Here is a 22,406-nt window from a genome sequence, read left to right as displayed (position 1 = left end):
TGCGCTATGCGAAATCCATCGTTTTTTTTCCACTTTATCGCCGAGAATTTTTTATCAATTTCTGTTATAATAATGATACTCGGTTAAAATAGGAGAGATTTTTATGATGGCTAAGAGGTTAGCCACAAATTATGAATTTTTAAAACTTCAAGTAACCCCTGTTCAAATGAAACACATCATTCAATACTTCGAACAAGAGTCCACACCGCAAGTATGTGTCCTCGATAACGGGGATACAGAGCTCTCGTTGCAAGACAAGGATCAAGTCATCCCGCTAACTTTTCAATCTTATGGTCATCGGTATGTATTAGAAGGATCTGTTATGGTCAAAGATCTAAAATTGGCTAATATGATCCGCAAAACGGTTACAGATTACAAAGGTCATGCCAAAGTCCAAAGGATTTATGAATCGTTTTCGATGCGCTACGACTATGCATACGGCATCGTCATTAAAATTCAAGAAGTGAGAAATAATAAAATACGGCTCGTTTATGAATTTGAAGATACGTTGGGAGATTTACGACGGTTGTACGAAGCGCAAGGCGTTGAAGATCAGATCGCTTGGGTTAAACTCCAAGTCGACCAACTGCTTGAACAGCGTAATAAAGGCGAGCATCTGAATGATATTGACTCAGCTTTAACAAAATTAGCCCATGAATTGTTCGTACTAGAGGCAACCTAACACGCTAAATAACGCGGAAGTCATCTCCTGGAAAAGGAGGTGACTTTTTTATTTTTCGGTCGAATGGAAACGCTATTCATCCCCTTAATTCAACCCTTTTTTATAAAGTACTCGCGCAATTGGATACACTAATTTAAAATGGGTTATGCTGATTAAAAAGGCATTATTATCATTTGAAATATGTTATGCGCTTTTGCGCGGATAGGAGCATGTCGAGATTCAAACTTTTAGGAGGGACATCTGAATGACAGACAAAACAGAAAAAAGACGGCGCGAGCATCTAAAAAAACTCAAAAAACAACGAGAAAGCTTGAAAAAACAGGCGAAACAAGGAAAAATCGTGAGCAAGCTGAGCAAAGGAAAACTGATCATCCCGAAGCGGGGAGGAAAGCCAATCTCAACTCACTCGCCAGGCGTTCGGAAAGGACCAACAGCATCCACTCCTTCTTCGACCTAACTAAATAGGACAAAAAAAGGCCCTTGTATTAGGGCCCCCTTTGGGAATCAACAAACCTCTATCTGCGCTCCCCTCTTTTACCTAAATAATATACAAACAATACAGACCCGCAATTCCAAACAACACGACGGTGCCGAGCACCCATAATAGCCTCATGCCGATCTCCTTCTCACCTCTTTTATCTCACTCTAGTATATGCGCGTCCCATCTTAACTGGATTGTACATTTGACAGGGTAAATCTACCTATTTTGATGGACTAAAAACGTCCTGCATGGGACAAAAAATGCAGTCTTCTCATCTTGAACAGTTTCAATTACAATAAAGTCATACGAATGATCCATTGTGTCATACAATTAGAAGGAGGGTGTACAAGATGACTGTACTTGTTTGCCAAGATTGCGATCAAACAATCGACTATATGACCGATGAGAAGGTAGCGGTTCTTTATGGAAAATGCCCAAAATGTAAAGATAAAAAATAATAGATAAAGAGTGTCTCCCGCCTATGGGAAACACTTTTTTTTGTTTGAATTGATTTAATAGCCAACTCTTTTCTCGGCAATGCGATACATGACCGCATCGATCTCTTCTATTAAAATAGAAACCGTTTGATTCTTCCTTTGCTTCGTTGCCAGTCTTAATTTAATCTGCGTATCATCCACATGAATCAATCTCCCAACGTAAATCTTCTTCTCCCTTTCAATTTTGACCACTCTATTTAAACACGCATGTAGACTTTTAGCATCAATCTCATCCATGTCTCCGCCTCCTTTCTATTAATTTATGCTTGACCGCTCGCACCCGTATAAACGTACTCCTATGTAAAATCATCTATTTTTTTACGTTAGCCCAGTCAACCTCCGCCTTGTTTCAATAATATGAAGCGATGGAATAATTTTTATAAAGGATAAGGAGGCTGATTCCAATCGAATCAGGAAAAATGTTTCAAGTATGTCAAGGTCATTTATACAAATATGTAAAAGTAACCATGCATGACGGAAGCGCGCACAGAGGGTACATTGTAGATGTAAACTCGGAAAAAGTCACGATGGCGATAGAAGATGAAACACGCTCAGATCGAAGCGCCCCTTTCATCTATTGGACGCTGCCTTTATTTGCAATTGCCGCGATCGCCGCCAGAAGACGACGCCGACCGTATCCATCCTATTATCCCTATGCCCCCTACCCCGCGCCTTACGGCTATCCTCCTTACTATGGATATTAATTAGAAGCAATCGGGAATCACCAGATGGGGCCAAAACGGCCCCATCAGGCGATGTACGAGGCAAAAAGTCGAGGCGGCGATACATCTTACATTGCGTCAGTCTCTCCGTTTGACACAGACCCTTGAACTCCCTCCCTTATTTTTCCAGAAACTTAAGTAGCTATTTATAATTGTTTAAGTTATAATAAACGGAACCTACTGCTATTGGTCAATAGTTCTCTAAGGTAGGCTCTGAAATAACGCTCAGTTTTCACCCTAGCTGCTTCCGTTTAGAATGTGTTATAAAGGAGGATAAGCTAGAATGACTATGGGACGAATCATTCATCCGACGAAACGTACGGTTGTTCCGCGCCATGATGTTACCGAGGAACAAGCGAACGGAGATGTCGTGAATTATCGTTTAAGTGATGAAGAATTGGCGAAATACAGGGCGTTACCAACAGATAAAGAACAGAAGAGAGTTTTCATTATTCCAATGAGACAATAAAATGGCAAACCCTATCCTATGGCTGCAGGATAGGGTTTTTTACGTGGTTAACAACGGGATCGACCTCGTTTTCGGTCTGATAAATTTCGAGCTACTTTTTCATAGGATTGGTTGGCCCAAGTAAAAATGCTGTTACTGACGCGCGCTTGCTCAATCAAATGAATAATAAATCCTATCACGGATCCATGTAAAACCAAATAAGTAAACATCGAAAACAGAGCATTTACAGGTAATCCTTCTCGAAATTGCGTATTAGCCAACATTAAAGTAGCCGTTAGTAAAGTCAAGGTGGTAGCCATCCACTTTTTTCGATTCAGCTTAGCCTCCGCATACATTGGAATAATTAGATAAGTCAACACCAAGATAACGCTATAAACAATCCAAACGTTCCAATTTCCCGCCCCTCCCAAATGGTAACGGAAGAGATACAGCGTTAGCGCTGAAAGTCCCCCGCCAAGATAACCTCCGTACAAAATTCCTATTACAAAGGGGATTGTCCGTAAATCATAAATGTAGCCGGGTAAAACTTCAAATGAAAACGACATACAAAAGATAATACAAATTGAACAGGTAAAGCCGATCCAATGTTCTCTCTTGATGGCTGGATATGGATTATAGCGGATCATACCATATAAAATGAAAAACAATACGAAAACAATGACAGTATTATAAAGTAGCGGCAGTAAACCCGTCACTTCAGATAATCCCCCCTTTATCGATCTAGTCTACCCCCATAGTAAGGCATAAAAGCCTCTTTCTGTGTGACGGAATTCACAAGATTTGGTGTCGAATCATTGAACAACCAAAAAAGACGCAGGACCATCATGGTCCCACGTCTTGAAGATTTACTATTTATTCAAATTGTTTAGATAAGTTCGCCATCTCAATCGCAGCGGCGGCCGCTTCCCAACCTTTATTGCCCGCTTTCGTTCCCGCGCGCTCAATCGCTTGTTCAATTGTATCTGTCGTCAATACACCAAAGATTGTCGGCACCCCGCTTTCTAAAGCAATAGAAGCGACTCCCTTTGCTACTTCGCTGCAAACAAAATCAAAGTGAGGCGTCGCGCCGCGAATGACTGTGCCTAGCGTGATCACCGCGTCATATTTTTTGCTGTCCGCCATTTTTTTAGCGATCAAAGATATTTCAAAAGCGCCTGGCACCCACGCGATATCCACATTTTCTTCCTCGACACCATGACGTTTTAAAGCGTCTAACGCCCCGCCAAGCAACTTAGACGTAATAAATTCATTAAAACGTCCAACAACAATCCCCACTTTTAAACCTGAGCCAACTAAATGTCCTTCAAAAATCTGAGCCATTCCTCTTTACCCCTTCCCTTTATATGTTCAGTAGATGTCCCAATTTATCTTTTTTCGCGCGTAAATACGCTTCGTTGCGTTCGTTTGAATCGATTTCAATCGGGACTCTTTCAACCACTTCTAATCCATATCCATTCAAACCTTTGATCTTACGCGGGTTATTCGTCAGCAGGCGGATTTTACCAATGCCGAGATCACGCAAGATTTGAGCGCCAATCCCATAATCGCGAAGATCCGGCGGGAAGCCAAGTTTTTCGTTCGCTTCGACCGTATCCAACCCTTCTTCTTGCAGCTTGTATGCTTTCAACTTGTTAATTAGGCCAATGCCTCGTCCTTCTTGACGCATATAAAGCAAGACGCCATTGCCTTCCTCTTCAATCATTTCCAACGCGCGGTCTAACTGAGGTCCACAGTCACAACGATGAGAGTGGAACACATCCCCTGTCAAGCATTCAGAGTGAACACGCACGAGCGTCGGACGCTCTGGATCGAGTTCTCCTTTCACCAAAGCGACATGCTCTTTGTCATTAAGCTGGTTGGAGAAAGCGATGAGACGAAAATCCCCTTTAGAAGTTGGCATAACTACATCCGCTTCACGGGCCACATGATTTTCTTTTTCAGTGCGATAGCGAATCAAATCTTCAATCGAAATGATTTTTAGATCGAATTCTTTCGCCATAACGAGTAGATCGGGAACACGCGCCATACTGCCGTCCTCTTTAATAATTTCACAGATGACACCCGCTGGATAAGCGCCGCATAATTTTGCCAGATCAACCGCCGCTTCCGTATGACCGGCTCTACGCAACACGCCACCCTCTTTGGCAACGAGCGGAAATATATGACCTGGTCGACGAAAATGTTCAGGTTTCTTATCGGGATCAATCATATCTAAAATTGTTTTCGAGCGTTCATGCGCCGAAATGCCTGTCGACGTATCAAAAGCGTCAATCGAAACGGTAAATGCCGTGCCATGCGCATCTGTGTTTTGTTGCACCATCTGGTTTAAATCTAATTGCAGAGCTCTTTCTTCCGTGATCGGCGTACAAACTAACCCTTTGCCGTGAGTAATCATAAAATTAATCACTTCGGGTGTTGTTTTTTCAGCTAGAGATACGAAATCTCCTTCATTCTCACGGTCTTCGTCATCGACCACAATGATCGGCTTGCCATCCAACAGATCTTGCAGAGCTGCTTCTATAGAATGAAACATGAACAAGCGCCTCCTTAAATAAATCCGTGTTCAGTTAAAAAATCCTTTGTCAAATTCGATGTTGGTTTTCGATGTTGAATAAACTTTTCTATATATTTACCAATCATGTCACACTCTAAGTTTACCTGATCGCCCACTTTTCGATCTTGCAAGGTTGTTTGTTCGAGCGTGTGAGGGATGATCGATACCGTAAACGACTGATTATTCACATCCAAAAGAGTTAAACTAATTCCGTCAATCGTAATCGACCCTTTCGGAATCATATAATAAAGCAATGTTTCTTCTGCCTTAATTTCGTACACAACTGCATTCCCCAATGGCTTGATCGAGGCGACCGTTCCCGTTCCATCGACATGCCCGGATACAAAGTGTCCCCCAAAACGCCCATCCGCAGCCATCGCCCGCTCTAGATTGAGCGGAGCGCCGATCGAGATCGAAGAGAGGTTTGTTTTTTCGAATGTCTCAGGCATCACATCCACCGTAAAAGATGTCGTTGTGAACGAAGTCACCGTTAGGCAGACCCCGTTCACCGCAATGCTATCGCCTAATCCAACATCTTCCAAGACGGTTGCCGCTTCAATCGTCAGAACCATCCAGTTTTCACCGCGATGAACAGCTTTGAGGACCCCTTTTTCTTCGACAATTCCTGTAAACATTAATCTCCCTCCTCCCAGATTGGATATCCATCAATCCGCAAATCGTCGCCGACTTGCCTAAATTTCATATTTTTTAAAAGAACGGCCTCGCCCATCTCCATGACTCCCTCGCCTCCGAATGAAGTTGGGGCATCCTCCCCGCCGACAAGCTTAGGAGCAATGAACGTGACGATCTTATCGATTTCTTTCGCTTTTAGGAATGAGCCATTCACTTGACTGCCCCCCTCAACGAGCAAAGATGCAATCCCCTGTTCCGCTAGATGCTTTAGCATCTTTGACAGATCTACGCTCGGTCCGCTGGACACTGGAAATACATCGATCCCATGCGCTTGAAGAAGTTCCATCTTTTCCTTTGGCGCTTGCGTCGTCGTATAAATCCACGTCGGGGCTTGTCCGTCCGTCACCAGCTTACAATCAAGCGGAGTACGCAAACGCGAATCCAAAATGACGCGAATCGGGTTTCTGCCTCCTTCAGGCAGCCGTGTCGTTAACTCAGGATTATCTTGAAGCACAGTGCCAACGCCAACAAGAATCGCGCGGGATTCATGTCTCATACGGTGCACTTCCAATCGGGATCTCGGGCCGGAGATCCAGCGGCTGCTACCCGTTTGCGTTGCCACTTTCCCATCGAGCGTTGAGGCTGTTTTGACGGTGACGAAGGGCTTTCCCGTCGTAATATATTTATTAAAAATTTCGTTCATCTGCAAGGACTGTTGTTCACAAATCCCGCTGATGACTTCAATTCCCGCCTGTTTTAGCATCTTAACACCGCGCCCAGCAACGAGCGGATTTGGATCAAGCGTCGCAATCACGACCTTTTTTATACCCGCTTGAATGACAGCTTCGGCGCAAGGCGAAGTCCTGCCGACATGGCTGCACGGTTCCAATGTGACATACAGCGTTGCTCCGTTAGCCCGCTCCCCCGCCATCCGCAACGCGTGAACCTCAGCATGAGGACCACCCGCCTTTAAATGAGCTCCGATCCCAATGATCTCATGTTCTTTAACGAGCAGCGCTCCTACTTTCGGATTCGGTTCGGTTTGTCCTCCAGGCGAATCCGCCCACTGCAACGCCTTTTGCATATAGTATTCGTGTTGATCCATTAACCAGATTCCCCCATTCCGACCCAAACAAAAAAAACCTTCTAAGATTTGACCTTAAAAGGGGCGCTCGAGAAATATAAAGAATAGCAGAAACATTTTTATCCAAAAGTCAACCCACACTACTCCGATGAAAAGGGGATGACAAATCCAACGGATTAAGCGACAACAATCCCTTACGCACCGCGTAAACCTCGTCCACACTTTTAAGCGTCATCAATAGACTCCTCTAAAAACCTGTGGCATCCGTCGGCTGAATTCAGTTAAACTGTCCAAGCTATCTTAAATCCTTCTCCCATCCAGACTTTACTGTCGGTTTTGGAATTCCACCAAATCGGCTCGCGCTAGGCAATAGATAGCATTGAGCTCACGGACTTAAGGGCGCCAAGTCAGGTTCGCCCCATCACCGCCGGTCGGGAGTTTCACCCTGCCCCGAAGGATTCGATATTCAGTTTCGCATTTAATGTAATAGTAATTTACCCAATTATAATGCAATTCTTTCATCCTGTCCATGGCTGTTTTGTCCATTCCGCAAGAATCGTGTCAAAAGATGTTCTAAACAGCGGCGATTTTAACAGGGCCCCACCTTCTTCTTTAACTTTTGCATACTGTCGGTAAGCTCTTTTAATTGCTCTTGCAGCTCAGTCAATTGCTGGTCTTCTTCGATAACTTTCGGTTGCGATTCGCTTTTGTTGACGGTTGTATCATTCACCTTAGCGGGCGGATTATTTAATCGAGCTGTTTTGTCAATGGCAAGTATAATAAAACCGATTGCAATGATCCACAAGGCGATCACCCAGACATCATCACCGCCATGATCCCCTGAATTCGACATGCTCAGCCTCCTCCCCCGCTACAAATTTGCTACATTCCCTAATTTTTCTTTGGTTCCAACTGTTTCTCTAGTTGCGTTAGCTCCTGTTGTAATTGCCAAAGGCGCATTTGTATCTGTTGTTTTTTCATTTGATTTTTATTTCGTTGCAGCTCCTCTTTAAGTAAGCTGATTTCCTGATCAGCAGAATCGGAGGAATCAGGTTCAACAACGATTGTTGCCCCGATTGCCTGCAAAAATCCACCCATTAGGGATAACCATCCACCGACTAAAGTAAGGTCATCTCCAACCTTTTTATCGTTCATTGGCATCCACCTCATTTATAGGTTCCATAAATATATTATTACGGACAGTCTGAATAGGTGATTACCTAGTTTTACGGAGTGACTTTTGTGAAATTAGCCAAAAGCTACATCCCTATTCTCGTGGACATGAAGTCACGTTTCGGATCCGTAGGATTAGCTTCTTTTCCGTTGGAAATAATAGCTACTATATAGCGGTGATTCATAGGAGGCGAATGGATTTGGTCAGAAAGAGCTTAATTATAGGCGCGCTGATCGGCTTCATCAGCGGGTGTTCCGTTCTTCCGCAACCGGAATCGCTCATTTCGGCAGAGAAGGCGGCGGAATGGATTAACACGCCCGAAGTAAAACAGGCGATTCTAGAGATCATGTCTTCACCAGAAATGAAACAAGAATTTGCAACGTTGCTATCCAGTTCGGAAATGCAGGATATGATGCTAGATGTGATGCGGACGCCAGAAATGCAACAAACGATGACACACTTGTTAAAAAGTCCAGAAATGCGAGCGGTTTTATTAGACTCCATTCGATCAATTGATCTACGCGAGCTCATTGGAAACTGGAATCGATAAACGAAAAAAGCCCCCAATTTGGGGGCTTTTCTTGTTACTTAAACCGTTATTTCTTGTCCATATACTGAACTAACACCGAAGCCAAGGCGCGTTGTTGCTCTGAATCCGCGCTTTCCCACAGATCCTTTAACAATCGCTCTTGTTCATTTTTAGGTTCGACCTTATCAGCTAGATAATCAGCCATTTGGTGAGCAATCTTAGAAATTGTAGTATCGTCAATCCCCATCGATTGCGCTTGGTCAATACGTTCGTTTAGAAAAGATCTCCAGTCATCAAAGTTTTGTAAAATAGACATATAACTTACCTCCTTGTTTTAGTGATGGAGAGCGTGTCCTTTTTACTATAACCTTGACGGGTAAATCGTATTCTTTCCTTTAGCTGGCGAACCGCTCCGAACAGGTAATTGATTAGTCTGTTCCGTCCTCATTCCATTCCTTTTGCATTACTTTTATAAAAGCGTCGACAACATCTGGATGATAATTGACGCCCCGACATCGTTTAATTTCTTCTAAAGCTTGCATCGGTGTTCTTCTTTTCTGATAAACCCGATCGGTTATCATCGCGTCGTATGAATCGACAACCGCGACGATCGCCGCTCCCATATTAATTTCATCTTTTTCGTAGCCAATCGGATATCCTTTTCCATCATATCGTTCGTGATGTTGTTCCACGATTTCAGCGGCTTTAATTAAATGAGCTTGTCCTGTTTCACGCAAAATCGCGCCGCCATACACCGTGTGAAGTTTTAGAGCTTCACGTTCTTTTTCTGTTAATGGATCTGTTTTAAGCAAGATCTGTTCGGGTATCATAATTTTACCAAGGTCATGGAAAAATGAACCAAAAGATAAAACAAACAATTCTGACTGGGTTAACCCGAGTTGTTTGCCTACTTTTAGAGAGATGTCTCGAATGCGGCTGCAATGATCATCCGTGTATCCATCTTTAAGCCCGATCGCAACCGACAATTCCCTTAGTTCTTTCACCCTGTTGCTATACGTATAAAAAATAGGTTCAGTCGTCGTATACATGAATTCGCTATCTTCCAGCGCCTCAAAAATAAGATCATCCGTTAAGGGAGAAGAACTCAAACCGTCACCCTTCACGAGAATTGTCTTTTTTTCCATGTATTCCAAAAGCAGTTTTCCAGAAAGAACATAGATTGCTTCTGTTGCCGTTCGACCTTTTTCAGGAAACAGTGACCACTGCGCGCCCTTAGGGATAAAATGATGAATCATCTCTGTGCCGCATGGCGTGGAGAGCACTAAGCTCATGTTCCCTTCAGCAAGTTTTACTTTTTCAAGCGCTTCCCCATTTTGAAGAATCACGTCAGTTCCACCTTTATTCCTATTTTAGTAGTTATTAGCATAACATATCGGTTCGTTTGGCTTCTACTTTTTTAACTGCATTGCGTCAATTTTCCCCGATTTCGGTATAATTGGCTTAATAGAAGAACTTTTATTAAAAAAGCAGGGAAGAAACAAAACGGCTTCACCTGCTATCACAACTGTTTATGCAATTAACCGCTGTTCTAATACAGCTGTTTTCTGAATACGATAGAGCCTAAAGAACAAGAATATTGCGCCAAAAGCCAACCCTGAAATTAAACCGATCCAGTAGCCATATGGACCAAGCGTTGTCATTTTAGCTAACGCAATGCCAATCGGCAAGCCTAACACCCAATAAGATACAAAGGCGACAACGGACGTCACATTGACATCTTTATAGCCACGCAAGGCCCCTTGAATCGGAGCGGCGATGCCGTCTGAAAGTTGAAAGAATATCGCATAGATTAAAAATTGGGCTGTCATCTCAAGGACGACAGGATCTGTTGTATAAATTGAAGCGACAGTTTCTCGATAAATCGTCAAGCCGACAGCGCAAAAGAGAGCCATACAAACGGCCATGCCTATTCCTAGATAACTATATTGACGAGCATCTTGATAACGCCTGCCGCCGACTTCAAAACCAACAGCGATCGTTAGAGCTAACGACATACTCATCGGAACCATGTACAAAAGCGATGAAAAATTCAAGGCCGCTTGATGGCCGGCAATCGTGACTGTGCTATAGGCGCTCATAAATAAGGTCACCGCGGCAAAGATCGCTGTTTCAAAAAAAATAGCAATCCCAATCGGAACGCCAATCCGTAACTGTTCAAACCAAGTAGCGAACGAGATATTGTGCCAAACACGAAATATTTGATATCCCGCGAACGGTTGGCGATAGTAGATCACCCCAAGCGCGATAAACAGCAAACACCAGTATGTTAATGCGGAGGCAATCCCAGCTCCGACGCCGCCCATTGCAGGTAATCCAAACTTGCCAAAAATAAAAATATAATTAAGCGCGACATTAATTGGCAGCGAGATTAGCGTAATAATCATTGTAACTTCCGTTCGCCCAAGCGCATCGATAAAACAACGCAATACGGTGTAAACGAGGATCGGGGCCAACCCGAACGAAAGCGCGATTAAATAATGAAAAGCGACTTGAGTTACCTTTGGCTCGAGCGTCATCAGGCTCAACCCCTGTTCAAGAAACAGTACGCCAAACACGATCACAAGCGCGGAAATCGCGATCGACAGCAAGATCCCTTGGAAGATTTGATAAGATACCTTGTGTTGTTGTCGGGCGCCAATCAGTTGAGCAACAATCGGCGTAATCGCGATAAGCACGCCTGTCAAGCCCGTAAAAATCGGGGTCCAAATACTCGAGCCAATCGCCACTCCAGCAAGATCCACGGGACTTGAATGACCAGACATGACTGTATCGAAAAAGTTCATCCCAAATAAGGAAAGCTGAGTAATTAAAATCGGCAGCAAAATTTTGCTTAATTGCTTTACTTTCTGGCGGATCGAGTAAGTTTGATTCATATTTTCTTTTCCCTTTTAGTTAAGTTATATTGCTCATTCCCAGTTATTTTGCGCACAGAAAGAACCACCTCAACGAATCAGGCGGTCCTAAATACACACTCCCATTATAAATCATTCACTCTGATTGTCCAACATCGGTCACTTTTTTCCAACTTTACATCTGTATTGTCACTGACGACCAACAACCCGCACCTGCACACTTTTACGCCCATTATTAATCGCTTCTTGTTGACTCCAGCAGAAAATATCGATGCGATTTCCTTTGACCGCGCCGCCCTTGTCCGCAGCTAGTTTTCGTTCGATTCGACCATCCCCGTATTTCACTTCAACGATACTGCCTAATGGAATCACAGACGGATCAACGGCAATGACTGATTCAGATACTTTTACACCGCTCGCTGTCGTTAGACCATCCCCCACGCCACCCGCGGGCGTGTACCATGTCGCCTGAAAATCTCTCCACCCGCCTGTTTGAGCCGAACGAGACGCCAGTTGCTGCGCGTTTACCTCTTTTTTTGCGCCTGGACCCGCTCGGCCAGCTAAAAATTTACTTGACTTTTCACCTCTTGGATTGATTTTTGCTGCGTATTCATTTCAGTTTGCAATCGACTCACGGTTTGTTCGTACTCTTCAATCTTCTGTTCGTATGATTCAATCACGTTTTTATAATTGGTCATATCCTCTTTGTTTTTTACAAGTTCGACCGTTAACTGCTTAATTTCTAACTCTCTATTTTCAAATTTTGTATGTAAAGCCTTTACCTCAGCGACCTGCTTCTGGTATGTGCCAATGCTAATTCCCGTCATAACAAAAAACACGATAAACGTGAAGGTCATCGTCACCCATATAAATCGATTTTCCATATTATAAAATCCTCCTTGGTTCAATCATTTCACGCAAAAGTAGTTGCGCTTATGTTACATGTCCGATTGTACCAAGCCCTCTTTGGAAAAAGTGTCGAACGATCAGCGTGCATTTTCTCTTATTTTGTATAATTCGCAGGGAATCCGGCGTTCTAACGTTCTTCTGATGTTTTAGCGGAGAATGTGCTTGTTTAAAGCAGATCTGTTATGATCAATATAACGTCTAAAATCAGGTGGGGAGGCGCGGCTAATGAAGACGCAACGCCAACGATGCAGTTGGGTCACTGCAAATCCAATGTATCAAGCCTATCACGATCATGAATGGGGGGTTCCCTGCTACGATTCATACGAATTGTTTGAACTATTGTGTTTAGAGAGCGCCCAGGCTGGTCTTTCTTGGCTGACAGTACTTAAGAAAAGAGACCACTATCGCCTCATGTTCGAAGGTTTCAATCCGAGCCTGATCGCCCAATATGGGGATGCAAAAATAGACAGGCTATTAAAAGATAAAGGCATTATTCGGCACCGCGGTAAAATCGAAGCCTTTATCGCAAACGCGCAGGCTTTTTTGGCCATGGAAGAACAAGGTGAGGATTTCGCGTCCTTCATTTGGTCGTTTGTCAACGGACAACCGCTTGTCAACCAGTGGACGGCGGATCAATCGATTCCTAGCTACACGAACCGTTCCGAAAAAATGAGCCAAGCCTTAAAACAAAGGGGCTTCAAGTTTGTAGGGAAAACGATTTGTTACGCGTTTATGCAAGCGGCCGGTTTAGTCAATGACCATGAGAGCAGCTGCTACAAACGAAAGGTGACGCGTAATCCGCCTGTTTCATAAAACTTCCCCCATTCAAAAAACTTACGTGGCATATCCGCTGATTTATTGATATTATAGTACATGGAAAAAACTGAAATCGCCTATCCATTGAAAGGAAGAGTCAGATGAATTCACTAGTCAAGCAACTGAATGAAACGATTAAAAAGGAAAATGAGCACGTCTTTGCCATGCTTTCCGAACTTGGAAAAGCAATCTATTTTCCAAGGGAAGGAATCTTAAGTCAATCTGCAGAGGCTAAATCAAAAGCGACAAAGTTTAATGCTACGATTGGAATCGCCATTGAAAATGGGCAACCGATGCACTTAGATGTAATCCAAGACACGTTATCAACTTACGATCCTCGAGATTTATACGTATACGCTCCTCCCGCGGGGAAACCTGAGCTAAGATCGATCTGGAAAGATAAAATTATCGCTCAAACCCCTTCTTTAGCGGGCAAAACGATTGGCAACCCGATCGTGACCAACGCTCTGACACACGGGCTCAGCATTGCTTCCGATCTATTTGTAGAACAAGGTGACGCGATTATTATTCCAGATAAAAATTGGGAAAACTATGAAATTACATTTGGATTGCGTCGCGGCGCTGAATTGGTTTACTACCCACTTTATAATGAAGAAATGAAATTTAACGCGGCTGGCTTAAAAGAAGCTATCTTAAGTCAAAAAGAGCGCGGTAAAGCAATTGTCGTGATGAACTTCCCGAATAATCCGACGGGTTACACCCCAAGTTTAGAGGAAGCGGATGAAATTGTCGCCGCCATTAAAGCGGGCGCCGAAGCGGGCATCAACGTCATTGTTCTGACAGACGATGCGTATTATGGCCTATTCTTTGAAGAGTCTTTCCGCGAATCGCTGTTTGGGAAATTAGCCAATCTTCATCCTCGCGTGCTTGCTGTCAAAATTGATGGAGCAACGAAAGAAGAGTACGTTTGGGGATTCCGCGTTGGATTCATTACGTATGCTTCAGAAAGCGAAGCGCTCCTGGCCGCTTTAGAACAAAAAACAACAGGGATTATTCGCGCGACGATATCCAGCGGGCCACACCCTTCACAAACGTTTGTGCTAAAGGCGCTACAAGCTCCTGACTATGAAAAACAGAAGCAAGAAAAATATGGAATTATCAAAGAAAGAGCGAACAAAGTTAAAGAAGTGCTTGATTCTGGAAAATATGATGACGCATGGGATTACTATCCGTTTAACTCCGGTTACTTTATGTGTCTAAACTTGAAAAAAGTAGAAGCTGAGACATTACGCAATCATCTGCTTGATCAATATCAGGTCGGAACCATCGCCCTAGGAAAAACCGATCTAAGGGTCGCGTTCAGCAGTGTCGAAGTGGAAGATATCGAAGAGTTGTTCGCGGACATTTACAAAGCGGTAAAAGATCTCGAGCAATAGGTATGAGGGGGTTGTCTAGAAAGTCAGTAAAACTGATTTTTCATGACACCTCCTTTTTACTTTCCAAAAAGACCTTGCAATCTGGGGAGAATGTCTAGTGTCGGCGGATTCCTAGGCATAATTTTTACATAAGTGTCAAACTTATAGCTAGAAGCATAGTCTAACGCGCTTGTACTTTTTCTGTTACAACTTTTTTATTCCTTTTTATTACGAAAAAAGTTAAAATGAAGATGGTGAGGTGACAAAAGTGAGATCCAGCTATATTTACACAAAACGTGAAGAAATTGCCAATGCTATTACACATGGTCTAGGAGCCATAGGAAGCGTGGTCGCGCTCATCTTACTCCTCAGTCATTCCGCTAAACAAGGCAGCGCCACGCACATCATCAGTTTCTCTATCTATGGATCAAGTATGCTTCTTTTGTACTTGTCCTCCACTTTGTTGCACAGTTTACGCGAAGGTAAGCTAAAAGATCTATTTGAAATTATGGATCACGCCTCAATTTACATTTTTATCGCGGGTAGCTACACACCCATTTTACTGCTCGTCGTCAAAGGTTCCTTAGGATTTACATTGCTTTGTGTTGTGTGGACCATTGCCGCGCTCGGAATTATCTTCAAAGCATTGTTTACAAAGAGATTCCTATTTTTAACGACAATGATCTATCTCGCGATGGGTTGGATGATTGTATTCGCCCTTGAACCTGTGATCAACCGTTTAGCCTTTGAGGGCCTCATCATGCTCATCGTCGGAGGCCTCTTGTATACATTCGGGACGATCTTTTACATGTGGCGACTCTTCCCTTTCCATCACGCTGTTTGGCATCTATTTGTCGTTGCCGGTAGCGCCTTCCACTTTTTCACAATGTTTTATCATGTCCTACCGATCCGCTAAACAAGGGTGACGTCTCCGTCACCCTTCTGTCGTTGGCAATAACGGAGATCGTTCTCCACTATGAAACACGCGTAAAAAATGGAGCGCTCTCGTGCAAGCCGTATATAACAGCTTCCGATCTTCATCATGCTCGTATATTGCTCTTCCCGCATTGTAAATGATTACACCGTCAAATTCCAATCCTTTTGCTAAATAAGCGGGAATAACCGTCACGCCCGTTTTAAATTCCAGTGTATCTTTTGTAATCAAGTGAATCGGTTGTTCTAGTTGATATTCTAAAGCGATAAACGCTTGCTTTGCTTCTTCCATTGTTTTACACACAATTGCGATTGATTCAGCTCCTGCGGCGCCCAGGCTGAGAACGCATTCGGCAACAAAACGCGGGAGTTCCTCTGCTGCAACCTGCTGAATGCGCGGCTGTTCGCCGTGTCTGCCAATCGCCTCGATCGGTTCCGGTTTGTTCAAGATTGAACGGGTAAAATTAACGATCTCCGCAGTGGAACGATAACTTTTCATCATTTTTCGGATCCCCACTTGTTGATCAACAAATAACCCTTCAATCTGTTCATAGCTTTGTCGATTGGCATAAAAGATCCCTTGATTTAGATCACCTAAGATCGTAAATTTGGCTCTTGGAAACAACTTGCGAATATACTCGAGTTGAAAAGGAGAATAATCCTGCGCTTCATCAATGATCACATGTCGGATCTGATTGATCGTATCCATCCCAATCATCCGTTGTTTCAAATACATATAGGGTGTAGCATCTTCAAAGAACATCTGCCCTGCACTCAACCGATCGATTGTATGTAGGCCGACTGCCGCATAATCACTCGGTAAATGTGGCGCCGTAAAGAAGCGCTGGTACATCCCCACTACATTTAAGAAATCAAGCTGGTTAGCCTGTCGACGCAACGGATCAAAAATCCGTGTCGCGCGCTGCTCGCTCTGCGTTTTCATTTCAGATTCAGTTCCCATGTAACGCGGATTTTCACGCAGTTTTCGATAGAAACGCTTTTGAATTCTGCGTTCCCATTTTTGTAATTCAGCAACGATCCACTGTTGTAATCTTGACACACGGGTCGGAAGCCAGGCCTCTTGAGCTAATTGTTCATAAAAAATCGTTTGCATTTGCTCCTCAGAGATTAACACGCGCTCTCGTAAAACGAACGGGTGAAACAACATCCCTTCCTTTGTTAACTGTTCGGCGTAATCATCCACACGTTTCATAAACGAAAGGGAAGTTTTCCATTCAATTCCTTTTAAGCGTATCTTGTAATTCGGATCGCTCTCTTTAACCCCTAATAAATATTCTAATTGATCATAATTGTCCTCTACTTGAACCACTTTCTCAAACTGTTGTTCAATATGCTCTTGAAACGTTGTTTGCAACAAATTCGCTTCCCCTAACTCAGGTAAAACATTAGAAACATAATCATTAAAAATCGAATTGGGGGAAAATAAAACCATGTTATCCGAGCGTAATGAATTTCGAAAGCGATATAACAAATAAGCGACACGTTGCAAAGCGACCGACGTTTTCCCACTGCCTGCCGCGCCCTGCACAATTAAAATATCATGTTCTTCGTCGCGAATAATTTGATTTTGCTCTTGTTGGATCGACGTGACAATGTGACTCATCTTTTCATGCGCGTTTTTCGCCAACATCATCTGGAGCATCTCATCGCCGATTTGAATGCCTGTATCAAACATGTTTTCTAATTTTCCCTGCTTAATTAAAAACTGTCTCTTTAGAGAAAGTTGACCCTTTATTTCGCCGATTGGCGTTTGGTACTGAGCAGGGCCTGGCGTAAAATCGTAGAATAGACTTGAAATCGGAGCCCGCCAATCATAAATGAGTAGCGCATGGGTATCTTCATCAACAAAGGAGCCTATCCCAATATAAATTTCTTCCTTAGACATCCCCTCTTCCGCAAAATCAACCCTAGCAAAATAAGGCGCGACCTCTAATTTAGCAAGTTTTTTCAAACCTTGTTCGGCTTGTTGATAGTGCCGCTCCTGCTCGCTTAAAATCGCCTGCTGTTGACGAATGCTCGCCGCTGTTTCCGCAATTTCTGTATAGTCGGACGTATTAACCGTGACTTCATCCCAAAAGTTTCTGCGAATTTCTAATGCTTCGCTTTGGCGATGCTCCACGACCTTTCCCAATTTTTCCATTTCTCGTTTGATTTGTTGCGCCATTTGTTCTAAGCGCTCGGTCTCCAACTCCCAAACGTGTTCATCCATCAAAATCATCCTTCCTACAGAGAGCTTCTCCCCTTATTGTGGTAGAAATAAGGGAATTTAAACAAGCAGGAAATTTAGTAAAGACATTTTCCTAATGAAAGCGTATAATTGTTGAGGTCAGACTAAACGGTTCGTTTAGGCTTGAGAGCATTGCCTCCCGATGAAGCGGGAGGTTTTTTTATTCAAAAAAGAAAAGATGAACGCTTAACTTGCGGCGCGCTCATCTTTTCTCTTTCATCTTGCGCCTGACTTGAATATAATCAAGCATCTCTGCTACTTCCTCTTTGGTTAACGCATCACCGTCATCCATTAAAATCGTATAGCGCTCGACTAACTCATGGACAGAAATTGGGCGTTCATTTTCCAATTCATGGCTTTGCTCCGGACTGTAGCGCGGTTCATCCGAGCGACCGAATAAATAATCAACTGAACAATTCAGGGCATTACTTAATCGTAACAACATCGGAGAACTAGGAGTTTGGTTCCCTGATTCATAGCCTGATATATTGGCAATCGTTGTGCTGGCCCGTTTTGCTACATCTTCTTGGGTGAACTTTAACTGCTTCCTCAACATTTTCAAGCGGATAGGTAAAACATTCATCACTATCAGACTCCGTTCTATAACTTCCTTTTTAATTTTACATCTCTCTTGATATCGGACGAAAAATATTCCATCGCGAATAGGAGCGCTTTTCATCCTTTCCCATATAGATCCTGATAGAATTCAGCAAACATCGGCGGATCAAGCAATCGCCTGGCTTCCTGCAACAACTGTCGGTGAGAAGGAATGGATAAAGATAGGTATGGCTCCGCCCTATCATAGACAAGCCCATTCGTCGAATGAATGTTATTTTCCAGTAATAATCTGTAAAATTGTTCCTGTCCATTGGCCAACGCCCAGAATTTCCAATCATTCACTCTATCCCAAATATTGTTCACGCTACCAGCGCCCTTTTCGTTTATTCGGCTTGATTAAACAATGGGAGCGCAATTTGAACAGTCGCGCCTTCTCCCAGCTCGCTAAAAAACTGAATGGTTCCACCGTGTTCATTAATAATCTTTTTACAGACCATCAATCCCAATCCGGTACCCTTTTCTTTAAGCGTGTAAAACGGTTCACCAAGTCGCGAGATGATCTCGCCGGGAATACCGCAGCCATTATCCTCTACTTCAGCCAATAAATAATCCTCTTGGCGGTAAATTTTTAACTTCATTATTCCGCCAGTCGGCATCGCTTCAATTGCATTTTTCATAATATTAACAAAGAGTTGTTTTAACTGACTCGGTTCACATTTGATTTGTGGAAGCTGTTGCTCAAATTCCGTATAAACTTGAATGTTGTTTAGTTTCATTTGCGGCGTTAGGATCGCGACCACATTCTCTATGATGGAGACGAGTGATTCTACACGGTAATGAACAACTTGTGGTTTGGCTAAAATCAGGAACTCATTCGTAATCAGCTCGATTCGGTCCAATTCGGAGCTAATGACATCCAAGTAGACAGGATCGATCTCGCCTTTCTGAAACATTTGGATGAATCCTTTTAATGTCGTCAGCGGATTTCTTATTTCATGGGCGACACCCGCCGCCAATTCGCCAACGACCGATAATTTTTCTGAAGCAAGCGCCAGTTCCTCCGCTTTCTTCCGTTCTGAGATATCTCGGCTAACGATGACGATATATTCCACATCGCCACGCGGCCCTGTCACTGGCATACAGCGCGATTCAAATTGAACCCAGTTCCCATTTTTATGTTGGCAACGAAATTCTATTTGATCAGGTTGTTGCTCTCTAATAATCTTAGCCAATTTTTCTCGAATTCGATATAGAACTTGTGGCTCAAATATAGACTTGATCTCTCCATCTAATAGATCATCCGGCGAATAGCCGAGAATCACTTGGTGCGAAGGAGAGCAGTACTTTGCCTTCCCATTCACTTGCAGCACAGTAATTAAGTCAGATGTATTCTCCGCAATTAATCGATAGTGGCGTTCGCTTTCTTCTAACGCCTGCTCCATTCTTTTTTTCTCAGTTATATCGAAGATCGATCCGACAACTTCAATGACTTGGCCACTCCGAAAGATTGGTTGCAGCATGAGTTGTAGGAAATGTCCGTTTGGCCACCGTATCTCAGAACTTGTATCCGAACCTTGCCAAGCCCGCTCATATTGGCCCAACAGTTCATCCACAATGTCAGGCTGCAATAATCTAGTCCAATCTGGCGATAGGAAAAGATCTGGATTGAGCTGACTTTTACGGATTAACTGACCGTCGCACAACGTATGGATAAAGTTCCCATCCTCTTTCTTAAATTTAAAAATAACGCCTTGTTGACCACGAAGCGTTTCTCTTAATTCTTGCTGCGATTTTTTCAATTTAGTGTTCAGTTTTGTGTATTCATTGATCAGTGAATATAATGTACTGTATCCTTCGATTAGCCAGATACTAATTGTCAAACCCATCAACAAAAAACCTGTCAATATCATCATAAATGAAAAAGGAACAGGAGCCCCTCCTCTGTATAGCCAATGCGCGGTAAAGACGAGTGTCACATATTCCAGTAACAAAATGAGAGCCCGTTGATAAGGCTTTTTCCAGAAAGATAAAGATACGAAAAATAGTGGAACAGCAATCATGAAGATTGATAGATCAACGGCTAGGTTTTCTGAAAATAGCCATTCTCCTATTAGTAACAGCGCGGCCGTGAGTAACCCCGACTTCAAACCAAAGTAAGCGCACGATATAATGAATGGAATATAGCGGATATCTAATGATAATGTCTCATTATATGGAATTGATAGATTCATTAAAATAAGTGAAATGAGCCCGGCATAGACCCCACCAAGGATCCAAGCGTGTTTAATTGGTTTGATTGGAAAATAAAAGATTCGCGTAACAACCGCTGCGCTAACTAAAAAGGAGAAAACACTAAAATTAACAAAAATTTGTTGTAACATTTCCGATCTCCCCATAAACATTGTCATTTTCTTCAATTATACAGGAAATATGACAAGAAATGTATTTAAAACAAAAAAGAGGTCGTTAATTACGACCTTTTGCTTTTTGTCATTTATTTAATCCTTGTCAGATTCCCCGCCAGACTTTTTCAATTCTTCTCTGCTTTCCTTTTGTTTCTTCTGATTCGGCGCTTCTTTATTCGTTTGCTGTTGAACAGTTTGACAACTACTCAACAAGCTGACCATCAGAAGCAAAGCGAGCCCTCTCTGCAGCTTTCTCATCGAACTTCCTCCTTTGTTTATTCGACGATGTTGCCTGCGGCGATCCGCTCGCCTGAATTCCCAGCCGGATTGCTGCGTTGATCATCTTCATCTGAGTGAATCATAATTGATCTGCCAATTAACGTATGCGGATGATCTTTTTTTAAGGTAACTTGTTCTAAAAATTCAGTCTGAACCGCTGTCCCATCGCTTTTTACTTCTAGATTATGCATGTCCCCTAGATGATGGCCTTTCGGATTTTTCAATCCGTGTTCTTTATGCGTCGGATTAAAATGTCCCCCCGCTGAATCGAAATCAGTGTCCTTAAAATTTTTCTCATGAATATGGAAGCCATGCTTACCCGGTTTTAATTTTGATACTTCTACTAAGATACGTACCCCTTTTTCTTCTTCTTTTAATGTGGCAACTCCAATTTTTTCACCTTTACTGTTGATGATCTCCACCGTTTTTGTTTCTGCCATCTCTGCTACCGCAACCGATTCTTGTTTCATCGCTTCCGCTTGCGCCCCTTCTTCTTTTGTTTGCTCCGTGGACTGAAGCGAACAGCCTGTAAGGACGGCAACGGCCAACAGGGCAGAGACGATCATTTTTTTACATTTCATTCTTCATACTCCTTTATGATTTTTATTGAGTTCTATCTACAGTTTGTCCACACATTCATTTTTAAAACCCTGTTTATAACAAGACTTGCAAAAGGGTAAAAGTCCATTTTTCGCTCGATCGGCGCAATGATCCAATCGAAATTAACGCTCGTCACATAGTGTGAAAGTGTAGTCAGTTCATCATGAGAAAGAGAGGCGCATCCATGAGTCAAAAAGCAGCTTTAAAGAAATGGATTAAAACGAATGAAAACTATTTTCGCTCTCATCCCGAGATGTTAAGAAGTATCATGAACGATCCCGCGTTTTTAGTTCGATTTAACGAGAGAATCTCAACGAGAAAAAAGCGTCTTGAACGAAAGGTAGCCCGCCTAGAGCACAGACGCCGTTCAACCAGACAACCAGCGGCAACAACAAGCTTAAAAAGTAAGCAAGGTTTTTCTTTCCCGTTCAAGCTTCCCCCCATCTCAACGATGTCGGAACGATTGAACAACGTAAACGAAATGATTGGTGTTTTCCGCGAACTATCTGGAAAATAACCCGCTTCAAACCACTTCGGTGGTTTTTTTGTTTATCTGGCTGTATAATGAACTTACTTTTACATTT

29 protein-coding genes and 1 riboswitch are annotated in these 22,406 nt (G+C 43.0%); of the genes, 10 read left to right on the top strand and 19 right to left on the bottom strand.

Annotated elements, in window-relative coordinates; translation table 11 throughout:
• The first annotated feature begins 103 nt into the window (after positions 1-103).
• The 3 genes from BEP19_RS09735 (at position 104) to BEP19_RS09725 (ending at position 1,621) form a co-directional block, all read left to right on the top strand.
• Positions 104-682: a non-ribosomal peptide synthetase module gene (locus BEP19_RS09735; protein ID WP_120189686.1), complete on the top strand. Its 579-nt coding sequence runs from the start codon at positions 104-106 to the stop codon at positions 680-682.
• 244 nt (positions 683-926) lie between these two features.
• Positions 927-1,139, top strand: a complete 213-nt coding sequence (locus BEP19_RS09730; RefSeq protein WP_120189685.1) for a hypothetical protein — start codon at positions 927-929, stop codon at positions 1,137-1,139.
• Between the two features lie 374 nt (positions 1,140-1,513).
• Positions 1,514-1,621 carry a GapA-binding peptide SR1P gene (locus BEP19_RS09725; RefSeq protein ID WP_120189684.1) on the top strand — a complete coding sequence of 36 codons (108 nt, stop codon included), beginning with the start codon at positions 1,514-1,516 and terminating at the stop codon, positions 1,619-1,621.
• A 54-nt stretch (positions 1,622-1,675) separates the two neighbouring features.
• On the opposite strand, the gene BEP19_RS09720 is transcribed toward BEP19_RS09725, so the two are convergent.
• Positions 1,676-1,897, bottom strand: a complete 222-nt coding sequence (locus tag BEP19_RS09720; RefSeq protein ID WP_120189683.1) for a hypothetical protein — start codon at positions 1,895-1,897, stop codon at positions 1,676-1,678.
• 182 nt (positions 1,898-2,079) lie between these two features.
• Here BEP19_RS09720 and BEP19_RS09715 point away from each other — a divergent pair, with 182 nt between their 5' ends.
• Entirely contained in the window at positions 2,080-2,364 is a 285-nt protein-coding gene (locus tag BEP19_RS09715; protein ID WP_120189682.1) for an LSm family protein, read from the top strand.
• A 301-nt stretch (positions 2,365-2,665) separates the two neighbouring features.
• Positions 2,666-2,851 carry a hypothetical protein gene (locus BEP19_RS09710; RefSeq protein ID WP_120189681.1) on the top strand — a complete coding sequence of 62 codons (186 nt, stop codon included), beginning with the start codon at positions 2,666-2,668 and terminating at the stop codon, positions 2,849-2,851.
• Between the two features lie 47 nt (positions 2,852-2,898).
• On the opposite strand, the gene BEP19_RS09705 is transcribed toward BEP19_RS09710, so the two are convergent.
• The 7 genes from BEP19_RS09705 to BEP19_RS09675 all read right to left on the bottom strand — a co-directional run bounded on the left by BEP19_RS09705 (position 2,899) and on the right by BEP19_RS09675 (position 8,277).
• Positions 2,899-3,546, bottom strand: coding sequence for a LytS/YhcK type 5TM receptor domain-containing protein (locus tag BEP19_RS09705; RefSeq protein WP_120189680.1), 648 nt, complete (start codon positions 3,544-3,546; stop codon positions 2,899-2,901).
• Positions 3,547-3,703: 157 nt separating this feature from the next.
• Positions 3,704-4,171: a 6,7-dimethyl-8-ribityllumazine synthase gene (ribH, locus tag BEP19_RS09700; protein WP_120189679.1), complete on the bottom strand. Its 468-nt coding sequence runs from the start codon at positions 4,169-4,171 to the stop codon at positions 3,704-3,706.
• Positions 4,172-4,190: 19 nt separating this feature from the next.
• The gene (locus BEP19_RS09695) at positions 4,191-5,384 is read right to left on the bottom strand and encodes a bifunctional 3,4-dihydroxy-2-butanone-4-phosphate synthase/GTP cyclohydrolase II (RefSeq protein WP_120189678.1); all 1,194 of its coding nucleotides are present in this window, start codon (positions 5,382-5,384) and stop codon (positions 4,191-4,193) included.
• Between the two features lie 14 nt (positions 5,385-5,398).
• Positions 5,399-6,040, bottom strand: a complete 642-nt coding sequence (gene ribE / locus BEP19_RS09690; protein WP_120189677.1) for a riboflavin synthase — start codon at positions 6,038-6,040, stop codon at positions 5,399-5,401.
• Positions 6,040-7,143, bottom strand: coding sequence for a bifunctional diaminohydroxyphosphoribosylaminopyrimidine deaminase/5-amino-6-(5-phosphoribosylamino)uracil reductase RibD (gene ribD, locus BEP19_RS09685; protein WP_120189676.1), 1,104 nt, complete (start codon positions 7,141-7,143; stop codon positions 6,040-6,042). The genes ribE and ribD overlap by 1 nt, the downstream gene beginning before the upstream one ends.
• A 280-nt stretch (positions 7,144-7,423) precedes the next feature.
• Positions 7,424-7,584: riboswitch (FMN riboswitch) on the bottom strand.
• A 127-nt stretch (positions 7,585-7,711) separates the two neighbouring features.
• Positions 7,712-7,975 (bottom strand): hypothetical protein, encoded by a 264-nt coding sequence (locus BEP19_RS09680; protein ID WP_120189675.1) that lies wholly within the window; start codon positions 7,973-7,975, stop codon positions 7,712-7,714.
• Positions 7,976-8,013: 38 nt separating this feature from the next.
• On the bottom strand, positions 8,014-8,277 hold the full coding sequence (locus tag BEP19_RS09675; protein ID WP_120189674.1) for a hypothetical protein: 264 nt from the start codon (positions 8,275-8,277) through the stop codon (positions 8,014-8,016).
• A gap of 218 nt (positions 8,278-8,495) precedes the next feature.
• Here BEP19_RS09675 and BEP19_RS09670 point away from each other — a divergent pair, with 218 nt between their 5' ends.
• Complete coding sequence (locus BEP19_RS09670; RefSeq protein WP_147393784.1) at positions 8,496-8,846, top strand: hypothetical protein; 351 nt, start codon at positions 8,496-8,498, stop codon at positions 8,844-8,846.
• Between the two features lie 46 nt (positions 8,847-8,892).
• On the opposite strand, the gene BEP19_RS09665 is transcribed toward BEP19_RS09670, so the two are convergent.
• From BEP19_RS09665 to BEP19_RS09645, 5 genes are all read right to left on the bottom strand, one after another.
• Positions 8,893-9,141 carry a DUF3243 domain-containing protein gene (locus BEP19_RS09665; protein WP_120189672.1) on the bottom strand — a complete coding sequence of 83 codons (249 nt, stop codon included), beginning with the start codon at positions 9,139-9,141 and terminating at the stop codon, positions 8,893-8,895.
• Positions 9,142-9,253: 112 nt separating this feature from the next.
• Entirely contained in the window at positions 9,254-10,171 is a 918-nt protein-coding gene (locus BEP19_RS09660; protein ID WP_120189671.1) for an HD domain-containing phosphohydrolase, read from the bottom strand.
• A gap of 183 nt (positions 10,172-10,354) precedes the next feature.
• Positions 10,355-11,719: an MATE family efflux transporter gene (locus BEP19_RS09655; RefSeq protein WP_120189670.1), complete on the bottom strand. Its 1,365-nt coding sequence runs from the start codon at positions 11,717-11,719 to the stop codon at positions 10,355-10,357.
• Positions 11,720-11,887: 168 nt separating this feature from the next.
• Entirely contained in the window at positions 11,888-12,139 is a 252-nt protein-coding gene (locus BEP19_RS17970) for a 3D domain-containing protein (RefSeq protein ID WP_245983455.1), read from the bottom strand.
• 119 nt (positions 12,140-12,258) lie between these two features.
• A complete protein-coding gene (locus BEP19_RS09645) occupies positions 12,259-12,582 on the bottom strand; it encodes a coiled-coil domain-containing protein (protein WP_120189668.1) in 324 nt (107 codons plus the stop codon).
• Positions 12,583-12,832: 250 nt separating this feature from the next.
• Between BEP19_RS09645 and BEP19_RS09640 the strand changes: the two genes are divergently transcribed.
• From BEP19_RS09640 to trhA, 3 genes are all read left to right on the top strand, one after another.
• Positions 12,833-13,420 carry a DNA-3-methyladenine glycosylase I gene (locus BEP19_RS09640; RefSeq protein ID WP_120189667.1) on the top strand — a complete coding sequence of 196 codons (588 nt, stop codon included), beginning with the start codon at positions 12,833-12,835 and terminating at the stop codon, positions 13,418-13,420.
• A gap of 104 nt (positions 13,421-13,524) precedes the next feature.
• On the top strand, positions 13,525-14,820 hold the full coding sequence (locus tag BEP19_RS09635) for an aminotransferase class I/II-fold pyridoxal phosphate-dependent enzyme (RefSeq protein ID WP_120189666.1): 1,296 nt from the start codon (positions 13,525-13,527) through the stop codon (positions 14,818-14,820).
• 247 nt (positions 14,821-15,067) lie between these two features.
• Positions 15,068-15,715: a PAQR family membrane homeostasis protein TrhA gene (trhA, locus tag BEP19_RS09630; RefSeq protein WP_120189665.1), complete on the top strand. Its 648-nt coding sequence runs from the start codon at positions 15,068-15,070 to the stop codon at positions 15,713-15,715.
• Positions 15,716-15,733: 18 nt separating this feature from the next.
• Here the strand turns inward: trhA and helD are convergent, their stop codons facing one another.
• The 6 genes from helD to BEP19_RS09605 form a co-directional block, all read right to left on the bottom strand.
• Positions 15,734-17,962: an RNA polymerase recycling motor HelD gene (helD, locus tag BEP19_RS09625; protein ID WP_170145326.1), complete on the bottom strand. Its 2,229-nt coding sequence runs from the start codon at positions 17,960-17,962 to the stop codon at positions 15,734-15,736.
• A 220-nt stretch (positions 17,963-18,182) separates the two neighbouring features.
• A complete protein-coding gene (locus BEP19_RS09620; protein WP_170145325.1) occupies positions 18,183-18,563 on the bottom strand; it encodes a helix-turn-helix domain-containing protein in 381 nt (126 codons plus the stop codon).
• A 92-nt stretch (positions 18,564-18,655) separates the two neighbouring features.
• Positions 18,656-18,901: a hypothetical protein gene (locus BEP19_RS09615; protein WP_120189662.1), complete on the bottom strand. Its 246-nt coding sequence runs from the start codon at positions 18,899-18,901 to the stop codon at positions 18,656-18,658.
• 20 nt (positions 18,902-18,921) lie between these two features.
• The gene (locus BEP19_RS09610) at positions 18,922-20,919 is read right to left on the bottom strand and encodes a PAS domain-containing sensor histidine kinase (RefSeq protein WP_170145324.1); all 1,998 of its coding nucleotides are present in this window, start codon (positions 20,917-20,919) and stop codon (positions 18,922-18,924) included.
• Positions 20,920-21,036: 117 nt separating this feature from the next.
• Complete coding sequence (locus BEP19_RS17650) at positions 21,037-21,201, bottom strand: hypothetical protein (protein ID WP_170145323.1); 165 nt, start codon at positions 21,199-21,201, stop codon at positions 21,037-21,039.
• 17 nt (positions 21,202-21,218) lie between these two features.
• Positions 21,219-21,803, bottom strand: a complete 585-nt coding sequence (locus tag BEP19_RS09605; protein WP_120189660.1) for a superoxide dismutase family protein — start codon at positions 21,801-21,803, stop codon at positions 21,219-21,221.
• 203 nt (positions 21,804-22,006) lie between these two features.
• Between BEP19_RS09605 and BEP19_RS09600 the strand changes: the two genes are divergently transcribed.
• Positions 22,007-22,339, top strand: a complete 333-nt coding sequence (locus BEP19_RS09600; RefSeq protein ID WP_120189659.1) for a hypothetical protein — start codon at positions 22,007-22,009, stop codon at positions 22,337-22,339.
• Positions 22,340-22,406 lie beyond the last annotated feature (67 nt).

The organism is Ammoniphilus oxalaticus (genome assembly GCF_003609605.1).
Lineage (GTDB): Bacteria > Bacillota > Bacilli > Aneurinibacillales > RAOX-1 > Ammoniphilus > Ammoniphilus oxalaticus.
Note: the sequence above shows the minus strand (reverse complement) of the source record. Positions and strands in the feature narration are given on the sequence as shown.